14 protein-coding genes are annotated in these 23,706 nt (G+C 65.2%); 4 read left to right on the top strand and 10 right to left on the bottom strand.

Annotation, left to right across the window (positions count from 1 at the left end; translation table 11 throughout):
• Positions 1 to 4: 4 nt before the first annotated feature.
• Genes brxC through brxL form a run of 4 tightly spaced genes read left to right on the top strand, consistent with a single transcriptional unit; the run spans position 5 to position 11,646 of the window.
• Positions 5 to 3,526 carry a BREX system P-loop protein BrxC gene (gene brxC / locus FQU74_RS00760; protein WP_146284416.1) on the top strand — a complete coding sequence of 1,174 codons (3,522 nt, stop codon included), beginning with the start codon at positions 5 to 7 and terminating at the stop codon, positions 3,524 to 3,526.
• Positions 3,526 to 7,029 carry a BREX-1 system adenine-specific DNA-methyltransferase PglX gene (gene pglX, locus FQU74_RS00755; RefSeq protein ID WP_146284414.1) on the top strand — a complete coding sequence of 1,168 codons (3,504 nt, stop codon included), beginning with the start codon at positions 3,526 to 3,528 and terminating at the stop codon, positions 7,027 to 7,029. The genes brxC and pglX overlap by 1 nt, the downstream gene beginning before the upstream one ends.
• Positions 7,022 to 9,523, top strand: coding sequence for a BREX-1 system phosphatase PglZ type A (gene pglZ / locus FQU74_RS00750; protein ID WP_146284412.1), 2,502 nt, complete (start codon positions 7,022 to 7,024; stop codon positions 9,521 to 9,523). Before pglX ends, pglZ begins: the two co-directional genes overlap by 8 nt.
• An 11-nt stretch (positions 9,524 to 9,534) precedes the next feature.
• On the top strand, positions 9,535 to 11,646 hold the full coding sequence (brxL, locus tag FQU74_RS00745; protein ID WP_146284410.1) for a BREX system Lon protease-like protein BrxL: 2,112 nt from the start codon (positions 9,535 to 9,537) through the stop codon (positions 11,644 to 11,646).
• A 269-nt stretch (positions 11,647 to 11,915) separates the two neighbouring features.
• Here the strand turns inward: brxL and FQU74_RS00740 are convergent, their stop codons facing one another.
• From FQU74_RS00740 to FQU74_RS00700, 10 genes are all read right to left on the bottom strand, one after another.
• On the bottom strand, positions 11,916 to 13,838 hold the full coding sequence (locus FQU74_RS00740; protein WP_146284408.1) for a DUF2793 domain-containing protein: 1,923 nt from the start codon (positions 13,836 to 13,838) through the stop codon (positions 11,916 to 11,918).
• A 21-nt stretch (positions 13,839 to 13,859) separates the two neighbouring features.
• On the bottom strand, positions 13,860 to 17,834 hold the full coding sequence (locus FQU74_RS00735; protein WP_146284406.1) for a baseplate multidomain protein megatron: 3,975 nt from the start codon (positions 17,832 to 17,834) through the stop codon (positions 13,860 to 13,862).
• A 10-nt stretch (positions 17,835 to 17,844) separates the two neighbouring features.
• Positions 17,845 to 18,279, bottom strand: coding sequence for an NlpC/P60 family protein (locus FQU74_RS00730; RefSeq protein ID WP_146284404.1), 435 nt, complete (start codon positions 18,277 to 18,279; stop codon positions 17,845 to 17,847).
• Positions 18,276 to 19,160: a DUF2163 domain-containing protein gene (locus tag FQU74_RS00725; RefSeq protein WP_146284402.1), complete on the bottom strand. Its 885-nt coding sequence runs from the start codon at positions 19,158 to 19,160 to the stop codon at positions 18,276 to 18,278. Before FQU74_RS00725 ends, FQU74_RS00730 begins: the two co-directional genes overlap by 4 nt.
• An 84-nt stretch (positions 19,161 to 19,244) precedes the next feature.
• Positions 19,245 to 19,475, bottom strand: a complete 231-nt coding sequence (locus FQU74_RS00720; protein WP_146284400.1) for a hypothetical protein — start codon at positions 19,473 to 19,475, stop codon at positions 19,245 to 19,247.
• A 4-nt stretch (positions 19,476 to 19,479) separates the two neighbouring features.
• The gene (locus FQU74_RS00715) at positions 19,480 to 20,133 is read right to left on the bottom strand and encodes a lysozyme (protein WP_229704464.1); all 654 of its coding nucleotides are present in this window, start codon (positions 20,131 to 20,133) and stop codon (positions 19,480 to 19,482) included.
• A gap of 10 nt (positions 20,134 to 20,143) precedes the next feature.
• On the bottom strand, positions 20,144 to 20,275 hold the full coding sequence (locus FQU74_RS19675) for a hypothetical protein (protein WP_268236796.1): 132 nt from the start codon (positions 20,273 to 20,275) through the stop codon (positions 20,144 to 20,146).
• Positions 20,268 to 20,618, bottom strand: coding sequence for a hypothetical protein (locus FQU74_RS00710; protein WP_146284397.1), 351 nt, complete (start codon positions 20,616 to 20,618; stop codon positions 20,268 to 20,270). The genes FQU74_RS19675 and FQU74_RS00710 overlap by 8 nt, the downstream gene beginning before the upstream one ends.
• Entirely contained in the window at positions 20,615 to 21,241 is a 627-nt protein-coding gene (locus FQU74_RS00705) for a DUF2460 domain-containing protein (RefSeq protein WP_146284395.1), read from the bottom strand. The genes FQU74_RS00710 and FQU74_RS00705 overlap by 4 nt, the downstream gene beginning before the upstream one ends.
• Positions 21,241 to 23,682: a phage tail tape measure C-terminal domain-containing protein gene (locus FQU74_RS00700; protein WP_146284393.1), complete on the bottom strand. Its 2,442-nt coding sequence runs from the start codon at positions 23,680 to 23,682 to the stop codon at positions 21,241 to 21,243. Before FQU74_RS00700 ends, FQU74_RS00705 begins: the two co-directional genes overlap by 1 nt.
• Positions 23,683 to 23,706 lie beyond the last annotated feature (24 nt).

Here is a 23,706-nt window from a genome sequence, read left to right as displayed (position 1 = left end):
TCCGATGACGATTGCGATGCGCGAAATATTTGAGAAGCCCGTCGACCGTGCCATCGATGGCGTCATCAAGGCGGATGACGAGGCGAGCCTCCGGATCGAGCTCGACGAATACGTGATTACCGGAGAGATCGGGCAGCGGCTTGAGCAATTCCTTGACGCCTACAACAACTACAAGACCGCGAATGGTGTGTGGATTTCCGGCTTCTTCGGCTCGGGCAAATCGCACCTTCTGAAGATGCTGGCGCTCTTGCTGGAAAACCGCGAAGTCGATGGGATCAAGGCGTTCGATATCTTCGCTGAAAAGCTGAAGGACGAGCCTATGCTCGCAGGTGCTCTGCGCAAAGCCGTGTCGATCCCGTCGAAGTCGATTCTTTTCAACATCGACCAGAAAGCGGACGTGATCTCGAAGAACGACGTCGACGCGTTGCTTTCAGTTTTCCAGAAGGTCTTCGACGAGATGTGCGGCTATTACGGCAAGCAGCCACACATCGCGCAGTTCGAACGGCAACTCGATGAGCGTGGCCAGTTCGAGGCGTTCAAGGCGGCGTTCCTCGAGCTCTCGGGGAAGCCTTGGGAGACACGTGGCCGCGAAGAGGCTCTGCTGGAGGGGCGCAACATCGCTGCCGCATTCGCGCGGGCAACCGGTGCAGATCCTGCCGATGCCAAGGATATCCTTTCTCAGTACCGAAAAGATACCCGGGTCTCGATTGAAGACTTCGCAAACACAGTCAAGACTTGGATCGACCGTCAGGTACCCAACTTCCGGCTGAACTTCTTCGTCGACGAGGTCGGCCAGTATATTGCCGACAACGTCAAGCTGATGACGAACCTTCAGACCATTGCGGAGAGTCTCAACACGAAGTGCAAGGGACAAGCGTGGATCATCGTGACGGCGCAGCAGGCCATCACCGAAGTCGTGGGCGATATGACGGCACGGCAAGAGAACGACTTCTCGAAGATCCAGGCACGCTTTTCAAACCGCATGCCCTTGAACTCGGCGGATGTGGCCGAGGTCATTCAGCGCCGCCTGCTGTCCAAGACCGACAAGGCTCAGATCAAACTCGGCAATTTGCACGATAAGGAAGAGAACAACCTCAAAACCTTGTTTGATTTCGCGGACGGTTCAATCCGCCTCAAGAACTATCGTGACCGCGAGCACTTCATCGCGAGTTACCCGTTCCCGCCCTATCAGTACACGCTGTTTCAGATGGCGATCACATCGCTCTCCCAGCACAATGCCTTCGAGGGCAAGCACAGTTCCGTCGGCGAACGGTCGATGCTCGGCGTGTTCCAGGAGGTTGCCAAGAGCCTTGCCGATCTTCCGGTCGGAGGGCTTGCGACCTTTGACCTGATGTTCGAAGGCATCCGCACCGCATTGAAGTCGTCCGTTCAACAGTCCATCCAGATCGCCGAGCGGAACCTGGACGATCCCTTCGCGGTTCGCGTGCTGAAGGCTCTGTTCCTTGTCAAATATGTCAAGGAATTCAAGCCGACTGTGCGCAACATCAGTGTTCTTCTGCTGTCGGATTTCGAGGTTGATCAGGCGGGACAACGTCGAAAGATCGAGGATGCCTTGGCGCGCCTCGAGCGCGAAACCTACATTCAGCGCAATGGTGAGATCTACGAGTTCCTTACGAACGAGGAGAAGGACGTCGAGGCTGAGATCAAGGCGCTGGATGTCGATCCGACAGAGATCACCAAGGAGCTGGAAACGCTTGCCTTCGACACAGTCCTCCGGCACCGGAAGATCAAGCACCTGACAACAGGCTACGAGTATTCCTTCAGCCGCAAACTGGACGACCATCTGCTCGGCCGGGAATATGAGCTTTCGATCAACATCATCAGTCCATTCAACGACGATGCCGCCGCTCCAGATGCCGTGCGCATGCGCAACATGGGGCGCGAGGAGCTTGCGATCGTGCTGCAGCCGGATGTGCGGTTCATTCGGGATCTGACCCTCTTCCGGCAGACCGACAAGTTCATCCGGCAGTCGCGCAGCGGGTCACCTCAGCCCGGGCGTGACCGGATTATTCTTGAGAAGGGTGAGCAAAACGGCCGCCGCGCGAAGGATCTGGAACTTCGGCTGCGGAAACTCATGGCCGCCGCTCGGCTCTTCGTCCGGGGTGATGAACTGGACATCGGCGGCGACGATCCCCAGGATCGCGTCGTCAAGGCATTCCAGGCGCTTGTCGACAAGGTCTATGTCAACCTGCCGATGCTGAGGGGCGTGAACTACGTCGAGGCAGACATCGCCAAGGCCGCGAGTCCGACGTCCACTCTGTTTGGCGAAGCTGGTACCGGCCTGACAGAAGCCGAGCAAGATGTGCTGAACCACATTCAGAGCCAGGCACGCAACGGCGTGAAGGTCTCGGCCAAGTATCTGACCGAACGCTTCGGCGCGAAGCCCTATGGCTGGCCGACGGTCGCCACCCTGTGCCTCACCGCGAGCCTTTCCGGCAAAGGCAAGTGCGAGGCCCGCTCGGACGGCACGCCACTGGAAGGGGCCGAACTGGCCCGGGCGCTGAACAATAGCCACATGCTGGGCAATATCCTCCTGACCCCGCAACTGGAGTTCACGGCATCCCAGATCCGTGCGGCCAAGGACCTCTACAAGGAGCTCTTCGGCCTGCCTGCCGACGGTTCCGATGCGCGGGTTCTCGGCGGCGAATGGGCGGAAAGCATCCGCAAGCTGGCGGACGAACTGAGCCGGCTCGTCACCGAAAACTACAAGTACCCGTTCGTGGCGGCGCTGGAGCCCTTGCGGGATCAGGTTGTCGCCATGGTCGGCAAACCCGCTGCCTGGTACATCACCGAACCGGTCAAGCAGGAAGATGCGCTGCTGAATGCCAAGGAGAACATCCTCGACAAGATCCGCAGTTTCATGGGCGGGGCTCAGCGGGAAATCTATGACGACGTTCGCGACTTCCTGCAGGCACAAGAGGCCAACATCAGCTATGTCGATGCCGTGGCCGGGGAAAAGCTGCGTGCCGCTCTGCGCGACCCCGACTGCTACAAGGGCACGGCGATCCAGGCGCTGAAGTCCGACCTTTACGCTCTGAAGGACAAGGTCGAACTCGATGTCCTGAAGGAGCGCAAGGCGGTCATCGCCGCCGTCGATGAATGCGCCGACAAGGTCGCCCAGACGGCCGAGTTCCACGCCCTCACCCCCGAGCATCAGGACAAGATCCGCCGCAGTCTCGCCACGCACAAGGCGGGTCTCGATGCGGTCACTATGATCCCGATCCTGCGCGACCGGGCGAATGGTGCGCGCTCCGGGCTGATGCAGCAGATTCTGGCGGACATCGCGCGGATGACCCAGCCCCCCGCGCCCGCTCCGGCCGACCCCGGCATGAAGGACCGGCCCGCCCCGGCGCCACGGCCGCCGTCCTACGTCAACGCCTCGGACATCAAGGTGGCCTATCCGCGCCCCTACCTCGCCGAGGAAGCTGATGTCGACCAATACGTCAATGAACTGCGCAAGACCCTGATGGCCGAGATCGCCGCGGGCAAGAAGGTGATCGTCTGATGGATACCAACGCCCTCAAGAAATTCGCGCAAGCCGCGCGCAATCTTCTGATCGATCAGGTCACCGCGAAGCTTGCCGTCGTCATCGACCCGGCATCCTCCGCCCGACGCGAGAATCCCGCGGCGATGAAGAAGCTCGACGCCGCCATCGCGCAGACCGGCAAGGCGCAGGTCATCGAACAGGTCGCCTACACCTGGTTCAACCGCTTCACCGCGCTCCGATTCATGGACGTGAACGGCTACACCAATCCGCGCGTCGTCTCGCCCGAGGGCGACGCCACGCGGCCCGAGATCCTGGCCGAGGCGATGGCGGGCAACCTGCCCGAAGGCGCGCCCGCAACCATCGCGGCCCTTCTTGACGGCCGCAGCCCCAGCCGCGACCCGCAGGGCGAGGCCTATCGCCTGCTGCTGGTCCATGCCTGCAACGCATGGCACAAGCCCATGCCCTTCCTGTTCGAGAAGGTGGGCGACTACACCGAACTCCTGATGCCCGAGGATCTGCTCTCGCCGACCTCGATCCTCGCCCGCCTGCGCGACGCCATGCCCGAGGACGACTGCAAGGACGTGGAGATCATCGGCTGGCTCTACCAGTTCTACATCTCCGAGAAGAAGGATCAGGTCTTCGCGGGCCTCAAGAAGAACCAGAAGATCACGGCCGAGAACATCCCGGCTGCCACCCAGCTCTTCACCCCGCACTGGATCGTCCGCTACCTGGTGGAGAACTCGCTGGGGCGGCTGTGGCTGCTGAACCGGCCGGGGTCGAGGCTGGCCGAGCGGATGGACTACTACATCGCGCCGGAAGAGCCCGAGACGGACTTCCTCAAGATCGGCAAGCCCGAGGAGATCAAGGTCTGCGATCCGGCCTGCGGGTCGGGGCACATGCTGACCTATGCCTTCGACCTGCTCTACGCGATCTACGAGGAAGAAGGGTATGAGGCCGACAGGATCCCCGCGCTGATCCTGCAGCACAACCTGACGGGGGTGGAGATTGACGACCGCGCGGGGGCGCTGGCGGCCTTTGCGCTGGCGATGAAGGCGGCGGCGCGGCTGGGGCGGCGGCGGTTCCTGCGGATGGAGGCGAAGCCCGACATCTGCGTGCTGCAGAACGTCACCTTCACCCCGGCCGAGATGCAGGACGTGGCCGCCGTGGTGGGGCGCGACTTGTTCTCGAGCGCGCTGCGCGAGACGCTGGGGCAGTTCGGGCAAGCCAAGAACTTCGGCTCGCTGATCGTGCCGAAGCTGCGCGACCCGGCAGAGACGCTGCGGGTGGGAGAGGCGCGGGATTTCGGCGGCGACCTGCTGCTGAAGGAGGTGCAGGAGCGCGTCGTGGCCGTGCTGCGCATGGCCGAGGCGCTGTCGCCGAAGTATCACGTGGTGGTGGCCAACCCACCATATGCGGGAGCGAGGGGCGTCAATGACAGCTTAGCAGGCTTCCTTAAAGCCAACTACGAACCAGCAAAACACGACATCTTTTCTGCCTTCATCGTTCGAATAAAGGAGATGATTACGCACACGGGCAGTGCAGGTATAATGTGTCCAAATGTTTGGATGTACATTTCTTCATATGAAGAACTTCGCCGAATACTTCTGCGCGATGGGTCTCTACATTGTCTTGTTGAACTTCCACTTTCTGGATTCAAGGGTGCCACAGTGCAAATCTGCGCTTTCGCCTTTGATCGCAAGAAGCCGACTCGCGAGTCAAAGTTCATTCGGCTGGTCGACTTCTCTGGCGGCGATTCAGAAATGGCAAAGTTCACAGCGAACGCCGTAGGTGGCGTTGCCGACCATTACTCTTTCTCCATCAAACAAGAAAGCTTCAGCGCAGTCCCGACGGCGATTTTTGCGTACTGGCTATCCCCGCACTCGCTCAGCCTGTTTGGTTCATCGGAAGAACTCAGAAAGATTGCCGAGCCCCGTCAAGGGCTTGCGACAAGTGACAATGGCCGTTTCCTGCGTGCTTGGCATGAAGTTGAGTCCGAAAAGATATTTCTTGGCGCCACAGGGCAAGACGAAGCCACCGAAAGCAGAAGAAAGTGGTTTCCGTACAATAAAGGTGGAGCCTTTAGGCGATGGTATGGAAATAACGAATTCCTAATTAACTGGGAGGATTCTGGACGAGAGGTCATGGCATATGCTGCTGATCTTTATGGAAGTCCTACAAGAACCATCAAGAATATTCAGTACTATTTCCGAAGTGGAATAACTTGGACTTACATTAACAGTACATACCTTGGAATGCGGCACTCGCCTTCTGGGTTCATATTCGACGTTGCCGGCTCCAGTGTCTTTCCGCCAACGAACTTGCATTGGCCTCTTCTTGGTTACCTTTGCTCTTCGGTGGCAAAGAAATTCATCGATGTCATCAATCCAACGCTTAACATCCAAGCAGGTAGCGTTGGTCGGCTTCCTATTGTTATGGAGGGCCTTTCTGCGGTTGATCCATCTGCTCCGAAATCTGCCGTGGCCGCCTCGAAGCGGGATTGGGACGCCTATGAAACCTCCTGGGATTTCACCACGCTGCCGCTTCTCTCGCCCGACCATCGGGCCGGGACGCTGGAAGCCACCTACGCTCACCTGCGCGCCCACTGGCAGGGCATGACGCGCGAGATGCAGCGGCTGGAGGAAGAGAACAACCGCATCTTCATCGACGCCTATGGTCTGCAGGACGAGCTGACCCCCGAGGTGCCGATCGAAGAGATCACCCTCACCTGCAACCCTGCCTATCGCTATGGCGTGAAGGGCACTGCGGAAGAGCGCGAAAAACGCCTCCTTGCCGACACCATGGCCGAGTTCCTGTCCTACGCCGTGGGCTGCATGTTCGGCCGCTACAGCCTGGATGCGCCGGGCCTGATCCTTGCCAATCAGGGCGAAGGGCTGGCCGATTACCTTTCCCGCGTGCCCGAGCCCAGTTTCCTGCCCGACGAGGACAACGTCATCCCCGTGCTGGATGCCGACTGGTTCGCCGACGACATCGTGGACCGCTTCCGCAAGTTCCTGCGCGTGACCTTCGGCGAGGCGCATTTCCGCGAGAACCTCGCCTTCATCGAGGCGCAGATCGGCGACATCCGTAAGTATTTCACCAAGGGTTTCTACGACGACCACGTGAAGCGCTACAAGAAGCGCCCGATCTACTGGATGTTCTCCAGCCCCAAGGGCACGTTCCAGGCGCTGATCTACATGCACCGCTACCGGCCCGACACCGTCTCGGTCCTGCTGAACGACTACCTGCGCGAGTTCATCCGCAAGCTGGAGGCCGAGCGCGCGCGTCTGGAAAAGCTGTCCGACGACCCCGCCGCCACGCAGACCCAGCGGACAAAGGCACTGAAGGACGTGGGCGTGATCGCCAAGCAGCTCGCCGAGCTGGAGGAATGGGAGCGCGAGGTGATCTTCCCGCTGGCGCAGGCCAAGATCGAGATCGACCTGGATGACGGGGTGAAGCGGAACTACCCGCTGTTCGGCGCGGCCCTGAAGCCGATCAAGGGGCTGGAGGCCGCGGATGAGTGACCGCATCGCCGCCAGCCTGCGGCAGCTGTTCGAGGACAAGCGGCTCGTCTTCTGGTACGACGCCGACCGCGACATGCGGGCGGAGTTCGACGCTGTCGATCTGCCCGGCGTGACCAAGCTGGAGATCGCGAACAACGAGTTCGGGCTGAAGTACCGGATCCTGCGGCAGGAGCCGAAGGGCAAGTTCCTGCTGTTCAAGGACGGGCCCGAGCCCGAGATGACCGACAACTGGCTTCAGGACCTGCAGCTGGCCTCGGCCGTGTTCAAGGCCGACCAGGCGGCGATCTGGCTGGCCGAGCTGGGCCTGCCGCTGCAGTTCGAGAATGTGGTGCGCGCGCATATCGAGTTCTTCCGCGCCAAGGCCCGCGTCGAGGCGCTGAAGCGGCTGATGCAGGCGTCCGACACCCAGACCCAGATGCGCCTGCGCATGCTCGCCGTCTGCGCGGGCGCCGAGGGCGGGCTGGACACGGTGATCGAGGCACTGCTGGGTGAGCTGGCCGCAGGCCGCGACGACGCCCTGCGGCTGATCGAGCGCTCGGGGCTGACGGATTTCCTCTGGAAGCAGGTCGGCCAGGCCTATGGCTACAAGCCGGATGAGCCGGATTTCGAGGACTTCGCCATCACGCTGTTCCAGTCGGCTTATGCGCGCGTTCTGGGGGAGGACGGGGCGCTGAACGGCGAGGCGTTGCTGGTCTTCCGCCGCTGGAAGAACAACCGCCATTGGGCAGATGCCTTCGAGGTGCTGTCGGCCCGGTATCAGGAGCTGCTGAAGATCCCCGCCGATCTCTCGACCCGCGATTTCCGCACCCTGGTGGGCGTCGATCATTTCGAGGAGATCGACCGCCAGATCATCCGCGAGATCGTCCGCGCGATGGCGGCCCAGTCCGTCAGCGCGCCGGAAGTCCTGAACTGGGTACGCGAACGCCGGCAGAGCCACTGGTATCCGATCTACGCGGACATCTATCAAGCCATCGGTTACGCCACCGAGTTCCAGCAGGCGCTCGCAGAAGCGAACTTGGGGATGACCAGCCCGGCCGAGGGTGTGCAGCGCTATGTGACCAGCTGGTATCGGCTCGATCAGCTCTACCGCAAGTTCGTCTACCACATGCAGAAAAGCGGTCAGGCATCCCTCTTGGCCGACCTCTATGCATCTGTCGAGAACCGCTACACGAACAGCTTTGTCCTGGCGCTGAACGATGCCTGGCAGGACCAGATCGCCGGCCTCAGCGAGTGGAAGATCCCGGGCTTCGCATCGCAGAGCGATTTCTATCGAGAGCAGGCAGCAGAGTATCGCCGCAAGGACCAGAAGGTCGCGGTGATCATTTCGGACGCGCTGCGTTTCGAGGTCGGCGAGGAATGCCTGCGCCGGATCCGCGCTCTGGATCGCTTCGACGCCGAGCTCAAGCCCATGATCAGTTCGCTGCCGAGCTACACCCAACTCGGCATGGCGGCCCTCTTGCCGCACAGCACGCTTGCCCTGGCAGAAGACGGTAGCGGCGATGTCCTATCGGATGGGGAGAATACCAAGGGTCTTGCGGCCCGAGAAAAGCTGCTCGCCGCGGGGCGCAAGGGCGACAGCGCGAGGGCGTTGAAATCCGAAGACGTGATGAACATGCGCACCGAGGATGGCAAAGCGCTCTTCCGCGATCACCATATAGTATACGTGTACCACAACCGCATCGACGCCATTGGCGACAAGCTGCAAACGGAGGACAAGCTACCCGAGGCGGCTGAGGATGCCATCGACGACCTGACCAAGCTTGTGCGCAAGCTGACTTCGGCCAATTTCTCGAACATCCTGATCACCGCGGATCACGGGTTTCTCTACCAGCATCGCGCACTCGACGAGAGCGATTTTGCTATCGCCGATCCGCAGGGAACGGAGATCCTCTTCCGCAACCGACGTTTTGTGATTGGTCGTGGCCTCGCCCCGACACCAGGCATGAAGCACTTCGGCGCAGCAGGGCTGGGACTTTCCGGCGGGCTGGATGTCCTGATCCCGAATTCGATCAACCGCATGCGGGTGAAAGGAGCCGGCAGCCGTTTCGTTCATGGCGGCGCCAGCTTGCAGGAGGTGGTCATCCCGGTCATCCGGGTCGGCAAGCAGCGCGAGACGGATGTGGGCCAGGTCGACGTGCAGATCTTCGTCTCGGGCCGCAGCCTGATCTCCTCAGGTCAAACGGCGGTCACGCTCTATCAGACTCAGCCCGTCTCGGAAAAGATGCGGCCTCGGGAACTTCTGGCGGGGATCTACGCGGCCGATGGCACGCTGATCTCCGACGAATACTCGTTGTTTTTCGATTTCCGGTCCGACAATGCCCGCGAGCGGGAAATGCCGCGCAAGTTCCTCCTCTCCCGCGAGGCAGATAGGTTCAACAATCAGGACGTCATTCTGAAACTGCGTGAACGGGTCGGAAAGACCAGCCATTTCCAAGACTATGCCACCCACCGTTTCCAATTGCGGCGTGGCATGACCACCGACTTTGATTTCTGAGGAGCCTGCGGATGAGTGACCTCGACGCCAAGATCAACGAGCATTTCGCGGGCTTCGTGGTCCGAAAGGACCTGGTGAAGGCGGTAAAGGGCAACGCCATCGTCCCGTCCTATGTGTTGGAATATCTACTCGGCCAGTACTGCGCCACGGATGACGAGGCCTCGATCCAGACCGGAATCGAGACCGTGAAGGAGATCCTGCACCGGCACTACGTGCATCGCAACGAGGCGGGCCTGATCCGGTCAAACATCCGGGAGAAAGGACGCGGCAAGGTGATCGACAAGGTGTCGGTCGCGCTTAACGAAAAAACTGACTCCTATGAGGCCAGTTTTGCCAACCTTGGGATCAAGAAGGTCCTGGTGGACAGCGACACGGTCAAGAAGAACCAGAAAATGCTCGTTTCCGGGGTCTGGTCGATCGCAGACCTTGAATATGACCATAAAGAGGAGGCGAACGCGGTCCCATGGGTTCTCGCGGGGCTGAAGGCAATCCAGATGTCCAGTTTCGACTTCGACGCGTACTTGGCCGCGCGGGCGAAGTTCACGACGGATGAGTGGATCGACCTCCTGATACAGACGATCGGGTTCAACCCGGACGCGTTCGGTCGGCGCAGCAAGCTCCTCCAGCTGTTGCGGCTGATCCCTTACGTCGAGCGGAACTACAACCTGATCGAGCTTGGCCCAAAAGGGACCGGCAAGTCGCACATCTTCTCGGAGTTCTCCCCGCACGGGATCCTGATCTCCGGGGGCGAGGTGACCGTCCCGAAGTTGTTCGTGAGCAACGCCAGCGGGAAGATCGGGCTCGTTGGCTACTGGGACACGATCGCCTTCGACGAGTTCGCCGGCCGACAGAAGAAGGTCGACAAGGCGCTCGTCGACATCATGAAGAACTACTTGGCGAACAAGTCCTTCTCGCGCGGCGTAGAGACGCTCGGGGCGGAGGCGTCGATGGCGTTCATCGGGAATACCAAGCACTCCGTCGCGTACATGCTCAAGCACACGGATCTGTTCGAAGAGTTGCCCGAGAAGTATTACGATAGCGCCTTCATCGACCGACTCCACGCCTACCTGCCAGGCTGGGAGATCGACGTGATCCGGGGCGAGATGTTCGCAACCGGCTACGGGTTCATCGTCGACTACCTCGCGGAGGTGCTGCGCCACATGCGCGGGCAGGACCGATCCCTCGACTACCGGGACCTGTTCACGCTGGACGCTTCCATCTCGACCCGGGACCGGGACGGGGTGCAAAAGACTTTCTCCGGCCTGATGAAGCTCCTTTTCCCAAACGGGGGCGCAAGCCCAGAGGAAATCCGGGAGCTGCTGACACTCTCGATAGAGGGGCGAAAACGCGTCAAGGACCAGTTGATGCGGATCGACAGCACCTACCCCGAGGTCGAGTTCAGCTTCGCCGACAAGGCGGGTCGCGTAACGAAGGTACAGACCCTCGAGGAGCGAGAGCACCCGCGATGGTATCACCGCCGAAACGTCGAGGAGGTGGGCGAGGCAGTCATCGAGCCGGATTCGACCCACTTGGGTTCGAGCGCGCCCGCCTTCGCACCAGTGCAGGACGCACCGGAGAGCCGCGATCCGCCCCGACCAGCTGCGCTGGACGTCCCACGCGGCCCCCTGCCCGGTCACGTCACGTTCGCGGAGAACCAGAAGGGAATCAGCTTCGACAAGATTCTCGGCCCATGGCTCGACGGGGCGTCGGTGATCACGCTCACGGACCCCTACATCCGGGTGTATCACCAGATGCGCAACCTAATGGAACTTCTCGAGGTCGTGGCGCTACGCAAGCCGGACGGGGAGGACGTCCAGTTCCGGCTCATCACCGCCCCAGACCCGGACGACATCGAGCGCCAGACGGGCTATCTCGAGCAAATCCGGGACGGGATTGCACCGCTGGGCGTGGAGTTCAGCTGGGCCTTTGACGGGACGAGCACGATCCACGCCCGGCACCTCGTGACAGACTCTGGCTGGAAGATCCTGCTCGACCGGGGACTCGACGTGTTCCAGAGAGCAGACCTGAACAACGGGTTCAGCCCGGCCAACAGGCATCAAAGCTTTCGGCAAGTGAGGGCTTTTGAGGTGACCTACCTGCAAGAGGGAGCCAAGGCCCTGTGATGGTACCGATGATCCGTACGCCAACACCGTGTTGAAGAGCGACGTTTCGAGCAAGGACTCCCAACCGTAATAGGTGCACAATTGTGCCCATTTCCGGGCGCGACAGGGAATGGGGCTTCGTGCCACCGTCAAGGGGCAGCGACTCGCCGCTGTTCATTGACAGCGTGAATCCAAAAAACAGGCCGGGACATGCGCCGCGGTCGAGGCGTCTGGCGTTTCCTGCGGGCCCATGGCCCGGCCTGGTTTTGCTCAAAGCAGCCTTCGCGCGCTCAGTAATCCGTCTCTAGATAGACCCCGGCACAGTCGAAGGCGACGGCCGCCGCCGTGGCGCCGGTGTTCAGGAACAGCCGCGGCGACAGGAATTGCGTGGCGGTGGGAAGGTCGGCCGTGATCTCCTGCTCGAAGACCGCGCCGGAAACCTCGTCCACAACGCGCACCCAGACCGAACCGCCATTGGGTGGCGCGGCGATGAACAGGGTCAACACCCCACCCGTGGCGATGGCGAAACTCGCCCCCATGTCGCTCAGCGTCGGCGCGCCGGTGCCGTCGTTGCGGAGCAGCTGCCAGTTTGCATGCGTGCCGCGCTGGAAGCCGATGCCGATGCAGTTCACTACGGCGGCCAGCGTCAGGGTGGTGGCCAGCGCGGCCGTCGATCCGTAGAGGCCGAAGAAGCCCATGCCCGTTGCCTGCAGGGTCGTGAGGGACAGGCGCGTGACGAAGGTCCAGCCGCCCAAGCCCGCCGCATTGCCGCGCCAGCAGGCCCAGCCTGCGGAACGCTGGTCTGCGACTGAGTCGACGACGGCCGCCGAGGTCAATCGCCAGCGGCGCATCGAGGCGGCGAGGTTCGTGGCGGCGAGCGTTGGATGCGAGACGGTCCCAACCGAGGTGACAGGCAGGCCTTCGCTGGTGATCGTCGTGCCGGTCGACGGCGACCAGTTGGCGATCCGGTTCACCCCGAAATGCGGCTGCAGGGGAAAGTCCCGGCCGGAGGGGCGCATCACGTCGATCCACGGTGCGCCTGCGCGGCTTCGTGCATAGACGGCGGCCTTGCCTGCCGGTGGTGGCGACGGCGCTGCAGCGAGTCCCGGCAGGACCGTGGGCTGCGGCAATTCCACCTGGCCGCTGGTGCGGTCGATCCGGATCGCGTCGAAGAAGGCCGAGCCGTCCGGGCTGACCTTGAAGCTGAAGTCGTCATTGCCCAGGAGGCCGATGAGCGCCCGTGCCGAGAAGCCGGTCTTGAAGGCGAAGGCGGCGTCATTGCCAGCCGCGGCCTTGTTCACCGTCGCCTCAATCCCCGCGCCTGCGTTGTTCAGGAGGACCGCAGGCGTGTTGACCGAGAGGCGGTTGTAGCTGTCGGCCGTGGCCCCGCCGAGACCGAGCAGCTGCGCGGTCAGGTTCGCCTGGGGCATGACGACCTGTGTGACGCTGTTCGCGAAGGTCACCGTGGGCGTGTTGATGACTGTTGTCCCACCGGCCCCGGCGGTGGCCGAGCCGATGTTCACGACCGTCGTCGACCCGGATGCACCGCCGGTGCCGATGTTCAGGGTCTTGGTCGTGCCGCTCGTCGTGGCCCCTGTCCCCATCCCGTAGGTCGCAGTGCCGGTGGACGTGCCGATGGTCGCCGTGGCCCCGGATGTCGTCACCGTTCCCGAGGCCGTCAGCGTTCCCGAGAAGGTCTTGTTGCCGGTGAAGGTCTGGGTCCCGGCAAGGATCGCCAGTTCCGACGAGGTGTTCGGCAGGGTGAAGCTGCGCGTCGTGCCCGTGCTGATCGTCGCCAGCGAGAACGTGGCTTTCTTCGAGGGATCGGCATCGTTCACCAGGCTGAACACGGCGTCCGACACGTCGCGCGGCTCGCCCACGACCTCCCAGGCGCTGCCGGTCCAGACCAGGAACAGGCCCTCGGCCGCGACCCACACGAGCCAACCGGTGCGCGGCACCAGCCGGATCCACGCGCCGTCCACCCAGAAGGCGATGTTCAAGTCCCACCCGGCCCAGAGGCCGGTCGCGCCGGAGGCCACGAGGTGCCGGTTGCCGTCCGCGGGGCTCGCGGGCGGTGTGGTGCGCGTGCGGTCGAGGACCGAGAGTTGCACCATGGCATCGAGCAGGCGCAGCGCCTCGTTGTGCGTGACATGCTTCTGCGCCTGCGCCGCCAGGAGGTAAGGCAGGCCCAGATGGGTCGTGGTGTCGGACATTTGGGTTCCCTTGGGTTGGGATCAGAATTGCAGCGTGAAAGACGCAGGCGTGCCGCGTCCGAGGCGGTTCGAGAGTTGGAAGATGCGGATCTCCAGCGTCTGGCCTGGCCCGAGCGGCGCGCCCCAATCGGCAGTCTGCTGGGCGGCGGTGTAGAGGACGAAAGTCGTGCTGCCGGTCAGCGTGCGCTTGACGGTCGACCCGTCGAGGATCTGCACGTCGTAGCTTTCCAGGTCTTCGGCCAATGGCACCTCGACCTGTTCCCAGGCATCGGCGACCAGCGCGCGGGATCGCCGTGTCCAGCGGATGGTGAGATCGCCCGGGTTGCGCGCGATCCGCCATGGCTGTTCGACATGGGCCGGGGCGAACGGGACGAGGCCCCGCCCGGTCGGGGTGAAGCCCAGCGCGGCGTAGCTGTCATCGGTGACAGCGCGCGCGGCCGGGCCGACCCGCCAGTTCCATGGCAGTCCGAGATCGGCTTCGGCGATGGGAAGGGCGGACAGCGCGGCGTCCAGGACCACAACCCGCGCCCCGGCCAAGGCGGGATTGCCCATGGCATGTTCTGTTCCACGCTGGCCGCGCAGGAGGCGGGTCAGCCGGTAGCGGCCAGGCGCGATCAGTTCGGCCGCACCAGCCTGGACGATCTCCCAGGTCCACGCCGTCGCCTCGACCGCCAGTGCGTTCGCCCCACCGAATAGTACGACGTCCGTCACGCTCTCCAGCGTCCCCGACAGAAGATCGACCACCAGCGCGTTGCCCAAATCGAACCTCGAAGTCGGGCCGGGAAAGAAGTCGAAGGCCAGCGTGCCGATCCGGGCCCGACTGCCGAAGGTCGTCAGGAGGTTGAACCCGTCCGTCGAGGCGCTGCGGAAGACGGCGATCTCGCCGGGCCAGGGGCTGGCATGGGCGGCGATCAGGGGGCGATGGGCGGGCTGATCTTCCGAAACTTGTGGCAGGTCCAGCATCACCACTTCCGGCGTGCCGAAGGCGACGGGGCTTGCGAGCGAGGCTGGGCGAGGATCGCCAGGCGGCAAGTCATAGGCGGCGCGGTCCTGGCGGACGGCCTCGATCCCGCGTGCCTTGGCATCGGCCACCGAGACGAGGCGGAACTCGACCTCGCGACCGTCATGCGCGAGCCGGATTATGTCGGTCGGGTCCAGCGCCAACCGCGACGGTGGCAGGCGGAAGGTCGCACTTTCCCGGCCGATCCAGGCTTCCATCAGCGCGCGGCGGCATCGGCGTTCGGCCTCCTCGGGCGGGATCGCCATCGGGAAGGACTCGGAGGCAATGCGCGTGGTATCGACGGTGATGCGGCGGGCCTCGACGAGGGCCGCGTCATAATCCTCGTCCGCCCGGGCGACCTGCCACTTCAGCGCCTGTGGCAGTTCGGTCTCCTGGCCGCGGGTCAGTTCGAAGGCCTCGCCCTCGCGGGTGGAGACCATATCATCCACTGCAAGGGTGACGTTGGACGCCCGCCCGCGCATGACGAAGCGGATCACGCCCTCGGTCTCGATGGCGTCGAAACCGAAGTGGCGGGCCAAAGTGGAAATCGATGCGCGGGGGCTTTCCAGCGCGCCGATCACATAGCCCTCGACCGCGCCCCAGAGACCCGACACGTCGATCAGGTCTTCCGCCAGCCCAGCGCGCAGGCAGAGATGGCGGACAAGGGCCGCCAGCGACACCGCGCCGAGCCGTCCGGTCAGCCAGTGACCCAGCCGCCAGTTCGGCCCGTCCGTCCAGACGCCGGTCAGTTCGGGGAAGAACGGATAGGGTCGCGCATCCCAGGTCCAGGCGGCGCATTCCGGAACATGGACCATCCGGCCACCGTAGACGGACGACGTCGGGTTGTTCGCCCCTTCGCCCCACCAGAGACAGCTGGCTTCGAGATAGGCGCGCTGGATCGCATCGTCGCGCCAGCCGCGCGAAAAGTAGGGCGTGAAGCTCTCGGACGACTTCGGGTCGAAGAAGACGTTCGGCTGGTTTGTGCCCCGGTCGATGGCGGGGCACCCCAGTTCGGTGAACCAGACGGGCTTTGACTGCGGCACCCATGCCGTGGGCGTGCCGCTTTCCACCCCACCGGGCCGGTTGAAATGCGCGTTTTGCCACCAGGCGGCGAGATCCTTGTAGCGGAACACCCACGGTTTGCCTGCGGCACCGTCGGTGATCGGCGTCCGCAGTTGCGCCGACCGGTCGGCCGCGCTGGCGTAGAACCAGTCGAAGCCCTCGCCGCCCGCGATGTTGGCCTGCAGGTAGGCCCGGTCATGGATCGCGGGCCAGCCCTCGATGGCATCGGCATGGTCGAAGCCGTCGCGCCAATCCGAGAGCGGCATGTAGTTGTCGATGCCGATGAAGTCGATGTTGGCATCCGACCAGAGCGGGTCGAGGTGGAAGAACACGTCACCTGTTCCATCGCCCGGCTGGTGACCGAAATACTCCGACCAGTCCGAGGCGTAGCCGATCCTGGGACCAGCGCCGAGAATGCTGCGGACATCGGCGGCGAGGGATTTGAAGGCGGTGACGGCGGGATAGGCGTTGGCGCTGGAGCGGATCGTGGTGAGGCCGGGCATTTCGGAGCCGATCAGGAAGGCATCGACGCCGCCGGCCGCTTTGCACAGATGCGCGTAGTGCAGGATCATCCGGCGCAGCGACCATTCGCCTACCGGCCCGGTCCAGCTGACATTGGTGCCGGACACGCTGAAGTTCGCGGGCGCCGCCGTGCCGAACAGGGCTGATACCTGCGTGGCGGCTGCGGCAGTCTTGTCCACCGATCCTGCAAAACCCGCTGCCGGGGAACAGGTGATGCGGCCACGCCAGGGGAATGTCGGCTGGCCAGCGGTGGCGGCATTGGCGCTGTAAGGATTGGGCTTCGTGTTGCCGGGTGGCACGTCCATCAGCAGGAAGGGATAGAAGGTGACGCGCAGCCCGCGCGCCTTCATCTCGCGGATGGCCTGCACAACCGCGAAATCCGCAGGCGTGCCACCGTAGACGGGCCGGTCCTCGGCATCGCGGCTCACCAGATGCGCATTGGCCCGCGCTACGCCGTTGACCGTCCAGACCTTGGGACTGGTGGCCTTTGTCGCCACCTCGACGCCGGGCTTGATCGTGCAGTTGCCTGCGCGCAGGTCATTGCCGAACCAGGCGACGACCAGGCTGACGCTTTCGACGGCCGGGGCCATGGCCTGCAGTCGATCGAGGGCCACAATGATGTCAGGCTCATCCGGCAGCGCGTTGAGGTTCTCGGCCGAGGTCGTGCCGCCGAAGCCGCCCGCGCTCTTGCGGATCGTCTCCGTCGCATAGGTGAATTCGCCCGAAGCCGGGATCATCGTTACCGCCTTGACCAGCCCCTCGGCCGTGTCGGGATCGGCCAGCGGCCGGAACACTTCGAAGCTGAGCTGCGGCAGGCGATTGCCGTAGGTAGAAAGCGGCAGTTCCTCGAAGACGACATAGGCCGTGCCGCGATAGGCCGGGGTGTTGGCCGCCCCCATCTTCGCCGCGATGAACGGGTCGGCCGTCTGCGCCTCATCGCCGGGATACCAGCGCAAGGTGATGCCGGTCATGTCGAGCGGTTTGCCGTCTGCCCAGATGCGCCCGATGCCGGTGATCGGGCCTTCGCAAAGGGCGACCGCGAAGCTGGCGTAGTACAGATACTCGGTCGTCCGGACCTTGCCGCCACCACCACCCTTGCCGCCGCCTTGCGTCGTGGTCCTGGTCTCCTCGCGGAAATCGGTGGCCCAGACGATGTTGCCGCCGATCCGCATGCGCCCGTAGAGGCGCGGGATGATCGCGCCCTCGGTGGCCGAGGTGATGCGCAAGCTGTCGAGTCGCTGGCCCTCGATCTTCTGCGCGGGCGCCAGCGAGGACACGATCCAACTGTCGACGACCGACCCGATGGTCGAGCCGATGAAACCGCCGATGGCGGCGCCAGAGAAGCCGAGGATCGCGCCGCCAAAGGCCCCGCCGATGGCGGAGCCGACGGCACCGAGGACAAGCGTCGCCATGGCGGAAATCTCAGCGTGCAGGGAACAGGAAGGCGAAGGCGATGCGCCGTCGCCACGCAGGTGTCAGCGCTTCCTCGATCACGCCGAGGCGTTCGTAGGCGTGGAGGAAGGTGTCGGGACCGGTCAGGATACCCACATGCTTGGCGATGGCGCGGGGCATCATGCGGAACAGGATAAGAGCGCCGGGAGGCGCATCGGCTGCTGCGATTTCCGGCATCATGCGGCCTGCGCCCTCCGCCAGCACCTCCCTCGGCCCGGTCTCGCCCCAATCCCGGCTGTAGGGCGGGATCGGGAAAGGTTCAGGCCCGACGACCTCCCGCCAGATGCCACGCGCGAGGCCGAGGCAATCGCAGCCGACCCCGCGCAGGCTGGCCTGGTCGTGATAGGGCGTGCCGACCCAGGATCGCGCGACAACGATGACGCGGGCAGGATCGGCGGCCGTCAAAGCACCGCTCCCTCATGGCCGCCGTCCTTGGTGGCGTAGCGAAGGACTGCGTCTTGCCCTGGGATGTGCGGGAAGCCCCGGAAGTTCGCGACATTGGCGAACTTCGTCCCGCAGGTCGCGATCCGCTTGTCGCAGCCCGCCCGGATCACGAAGGCATCCGTCGCCGTGATCGGGCGCACCGGCGCCTCCAGCAGGGTCAGGATGGCGACGCCGTCGACGAGGTCATGCGACAACACCTCGACCCGCCGCCCCGCATTCGCGCCGGTCGACCATTCCACCAGGCCGAAGGCGAACCAGCCCGCCACGTAGCTGGCGAGGCCGGAAGCGGTGAAGGCCCGGTCGCGCAGCACATCGATCACCGCGCCGGTGCCCGTGAAGGCCGGGGCCTCGAGGTTCACCCCGCAGCGCGGATCGCCCAGCGCGGCATCGCAACTCGCCTGAAACGTCCGCCCGACCGTCTGTCCGAGGACATGGGCAAGGCTCCGCACCTCCGCCACGAAGGCGAGCCGCCCGCGCCGGATCTGGCCGATGGCCCCGCGCCGCATCAGCACGCGCTGCGAAGGGGCCGACCAGTTCACCCGCCAGACCTCGACCGCCGCGTTGTCCCAGCGGCCGTCGAGGATGTCTGTCTCGGTGATCCGGTCGGAGGACAGCACGCCTTGCGCGTCCTGCGCGTCCACGGAGAGGTCGGACCCCGACCGGACCTCGGACGCGGTCAGCCCGCTTTCCGGTTCGAATTCCGTCCCGTCGAAGGTGAGGGTCCGGTCATGGTCGGTGAAGCCGAAGGTCACGCCATCGGCCCGGGTGATGCGCCAGCACCAAGCGAGGGTCGTCGTGCCCTCGTCGAGATGGGCTTGCAGCGCGGGCGGGAGGGACTTCATGGCCGGTCTCCCCTCGCCGCTGCCGCGCAGAGGGCGGCGATCAGGAAGCCGACGGCACCGCCCACGACCATGCCTGCGAGAAACTCAATCATCGCCGCGGAACCCGCGTTCGATCCGGTCGCGCAGGCCGATGAGGCCAAGGCCGAGCGCTATCAGCGCGGCGGGCGATGCATCGCCGGAGCCAGACAGGAGCGTGATCAGCCGGGCGAGATCGGCCAGCGGGCCGGTGGCGGGCAGCGCGAGGGAGGCGGCGCCGGTCGCGAAGGCGAGCAGCCCCGCCCACCAGGTGAGCGAGGTCGGACGGATGTAACGCATGGGATCAGGCCCTCCGGATCAGGGTGGTGAAATGGCCGACCAGCCGGGCGAGCCAACCGGCAGGTGTACCCGGCTTAGGCTGTGGGACAGACGGCTGCAGCACGTGCTGCGGGCGCAGGAGCGCCAGCGCCTCGGCCTCGGTCAGGCGGCGGACGGGGCGCAAAAAGTCGACACGGCCCCCGCGGTCCACGGACCAGACCGGGATCGTCCCGCCGGGATAGCGGCAGTGGCGGAAGAGGTCGCGCTCGGCCTCGCGGCGCGGGATGATCGCGGCCGGTCGCCGCCAGTTCAGAAACGCGTCGGCGGCTGCAACGCGATTGCCGACGTTGAGCGCTTTCGTCAGCGTGGCTCTGGAGATCGCGCCAGTGTTGTAGTGGAAGGAGACCAGCGCATCGAACTCATGTGGTTCCAGCGGCACCTTCACGGCGCGTCGCACCTCGGCCTCGTAGGCGGCAAGGTCTGCGCGGAAGACCCTGAAGGCCTCGCGGATCCCGGCGTCGAGGTCGGCGGAAATCCCGCGGGGCATCTTCGCCGGATCGGGCGGCCCCGCGGCGGCTGTATGGCCGATGCCGAAGGTCCAGACGGTCTTCACGTCGAGATAGGGTCCGGGCACGATTCCCTCGTGCCGGACGAGGGCCAGAAGGCCCCGGTCTGTCATGTGCATGGGATTACCTGAGGAGCGAGAGGAAGAGGATCAGCGCGGCGATGGCAAGGCCGATGCGCAGGCGGTGGGAGAAAGTCTGTCCTGGATCGCCCGGGTCGCAGCGAAGGGCGCGCGCAAGGCGGAGAAGGTCATTCATCGTCGGCCCCTCCCTTCGCGCCACGCAGACGGGCGAGGACGAGTTCGATGAAGGCAGGGCCGAAGACGCCCACGAGATAGGCGGCCGAGCCTGCCGCCCCGCCCGCGGGGATCGCCTGCGGCGGCAAGGCGAGCCAGGCGGTGACGAGCGCCATCGACAGGCTTCCCATTCCGGCTGCGATCAGCCCGCCGAGCAGGATGTGGCGCAGCGCGTCGCGCAGCCGCATGCGCGTGGTCAGGGCATTGGTCGCGCCGCCCAGCGCGCCCCAGGCGGCGAGGATCACCGCCGTCGAGGCTGCAAGCTCGCGCAGCACCGCCGCCAGAAACCCGGTCTCGTCGTTCATGTGCGGATCTCCAGGAGCGGGATCGAGGTGATCGACCCGAGCCGTTCGAGGTCGAGGGTGACGTCGAGCATGTCGGTGTCGAAGCGAACGGGGACGTCGAATTCGAAGCCCGCGGTGATGGCGACGCCTGCGGAGGGGGCGGTCGTGAAAGTGACAAGGCCGGTAGCGGTGGAGACCGACCAACCGGAGGCTTGCGGCAGGCCGTTCAAGGCAATGGTGACCGTCCCGGCGACGGGCTTGGTGATGGCCCGCGACCAGGACTGCGCGCCGGAGGTGTAGCGCTTGGCCAGCTGGAACTGCGTGGCCGCTCCGTTGCCGGTGCCGATGGGTTGATCGGTCGGCACCGGCGTCTGCGACGGCAAGCAGGACTTGAAGTCTGCCCAGTCCTTGAAGCGGAAGCCGTGGAGGCGGCCGTTGCGCGCCTCGAAGAAGGCGACGACCGCTGCCAGATCGTCGGCGCGGCGGATGCCATAGGCGACATCATAGCGGCGGCGCGAATTGGCCCAGCTGGCGTTGCGTTCCTCGGCCCCGCTGGCCAGCTCGACGATCTGGGTGCGCCGCTCCGGGCCGCCGCGCGCCCCACGGCTGATGTTGTCCGGAAAGCGGACCTCGTGAAATGCCATCACATCCCCCTTCGGCCCAGCGAGACAGCGCGGGCGATGTCACTCGCGACCTGCGTGCGGGATTGCCGAAAGCTCTCGGCGTCGCGGGCGTTGATCGTGACATTGACGGTGGACGCGCCCGACTGGCCGAACCCTGCCGCCTCGCGCCGGGACAGGACCCGCTCCCCGCGTTGCAGGATCGCGGGCACCTCGTCGGGCCGCAGCCCGGCCCAACCGCCGCTGTGCATGCGCGGGGCATTCGCAAAGGCCAGCGCCGGGACCATCCGGCCGGGACCCGGGGCGCCGACCACCCCGCCCGCATGCAGGATGTTCGCGAAAATCCCACCCGCCCCGCCCAGCGCGCCGGAAAGGGCATTGGCGATGGGGCCGAGGATGAAGCGGCGAGCCGCGAGCTTCGCGAGGTCGGCGATCATCGACGTGACCAGGTCGCGGAAGTCGAGCCTGCCGGTCTTCACGAAGTCGCCGATGGCGTTCTCGGCGCTCTGGAAAGCCCCGACCAGCGCGCTGCCGATATCCCCGCCGATTTCGCGCGCCTTGGCGGCGTAGTCGGCAAGTGCGGCCGTGACGGCTTGCCAGCCGGTGAGGGCCTGCTCGGCTCCGGCGGCAGTATCGGCCCCTGCCTGCCGCCCGGCCGCACCGGCGCGACTTGCCGCCCCGCCGGTATCGTCCAGTTCGTCGCCCAGTGCCCCGGCCGCAGCAGCGGCGTCAGCCAGCGCGGTCTCGGCGTCAGCCCCCGTGCCGGACATGGCATCCTTCAGCGCCTGCCAGCTGGCCAGCGGCCGACCGGCGGCATCGGCCAGCATGCCAGCCGCTTCGCGATAGCCATCGGCCCGGGCGCGGGCGTCCTCGGCCAAGGCCCCGAGCCCGAGGTCGGGCGGTTCCAGATAGGTCCGCGCGAGGGCCGCCGAAAAGGCATCCGCCGCCGCAGCCCCTGCGGCCGTTGCCGCGCCCTCGAACGGGTTGCCGATCCGCCCCAGTTCCACCGGATCGAGGATGCCGATCCGCACCCCGCCTTCGCCGGTGGCCCATTCCGGCAGCAACGCCAGGGCCGCGTTCAGGGTCTCGATGAAGCTGTTGATCCGGGTGACGACGCCATTCAGCATCGCCTCGACGCCGGAGATCAGCCCGTTCGCCGCCTGGAAGGCGAAATCGCCGATGGCCCCGGGCAGACTGCCCCAGATTGCGACGGCAGCGTCATAGGCGCCCTGGAAGATCGCCGCCGTGCGGTCGCCGAAGCTGACCACGCCCGCGATGGTTCCCTCGAGGGCCGATAGCCCGGCCGCCTTCAGCCCCTCCCATCCGGCCGCCATACGGGCCAGCGCCGCGTCCAGCGACAGGCCGATGCGGGACCAGACCTCGCTGGCCAGATCGCCCAGCAGCCGGAACGCTTCGCCCACGCCGCCGACCCGGGCCACGAGTTGCGAGAACTGATAGACCAGTTCCCCGGCGCCGACGATCAGCGCCCCGATGCCGGTGCGGATCAGCGCGCCTCGCAGGAACACCAAGGCGGTGGCAAGGCCGCGCACCGACAGGGCCGCCGCAGCCATTCTCGCGACCCAGCGCCCGGCCATGACGGCGGCGAAGGTTGCCGCATAGGACGCCAGACGCCCGAGGTTGTCGAAGAGCGCGGTGATCGCCTGCCCGATGGGACCGGTCGCGCGCGCCATGTCGGCGAGTTTTGTGGCGATGGTCTCGAGCGCCGGGGCGACGGCGACGGTCAGGCGGTTCACGAGGCCGGTCCAGATCAGGCTCAGGCGCGCGATGGCATCGCCCGTCCGCTCGATCTGGGCGGCATCGGCCGCGCTGACCGCCACCCCGAAGTCCTGCACGTCGCGGGCAGCATCGCGCAGCGTGGCGCTGTCGATCCGCAGGAAGGCGAGCGCCGCCCGGTCTCCGAAGAGGTCCGAGGCCACGGCCGCCCGCTCGGCCTCGGGCACGAAGCGGGTCAGCGCGTCCTGGATCGCGACGATGCGCTGGTCGAGCGGCAGCGCCTGCAGTTCCGCCGCCGTCAGGTTCAGCCGCCGGAGCGCGCCGACCGCCGCGCCGGAACCGCTGGCCGCCTCCGACAGGCGGGTGGTCAGCTTCTTCGTCGCCTGCTCGATCTCGCCCATCGAGACGCCTGCCAGTTCCCCGGCCCAGGTCAGGGTCTGGATGCTCTCCACGGTCGTCCGCATCGACTGCGCGAGTTTCGCCTGCGCATCGATGTTGGCCAGCCCCGAGCGAACCATCGCCACGCCAGCCGCAGCCGCAGCTGCGGCGACCGCCGCCAGCGCGATCCCGGCCCGGCGCGCGAAGCTGGCCAGCCGCGTGTTGGCGAGCTCCATCTCGGAGGACAGGCGGCCGAAGCCACGGGATCCGGCCTCACCGATCCCCTCCAGTTCGGCGCGCACCTGGCGGCCGCCCACCGCGGCAAGCCGGACGGAGACGCGTTTCTCGGCCATGGGATCGGGGCTCCGGGTGGAATG

Origin of the sequence: Gemmobacter aquaticus (assembly GCF_007859075.1) — a bacterium.
Lineage (GTDB): Bacteria > Pseudomonadota > Alphaproteobacteria > Rhodobacterales > Rhodobacteraceae > Gemmobacter > Gemmobacter aquaticus.
Note: the sequence above shows the minus strand (reverse complement) of the source record. Positions and strands in the feature narration are given on the sequence as shown.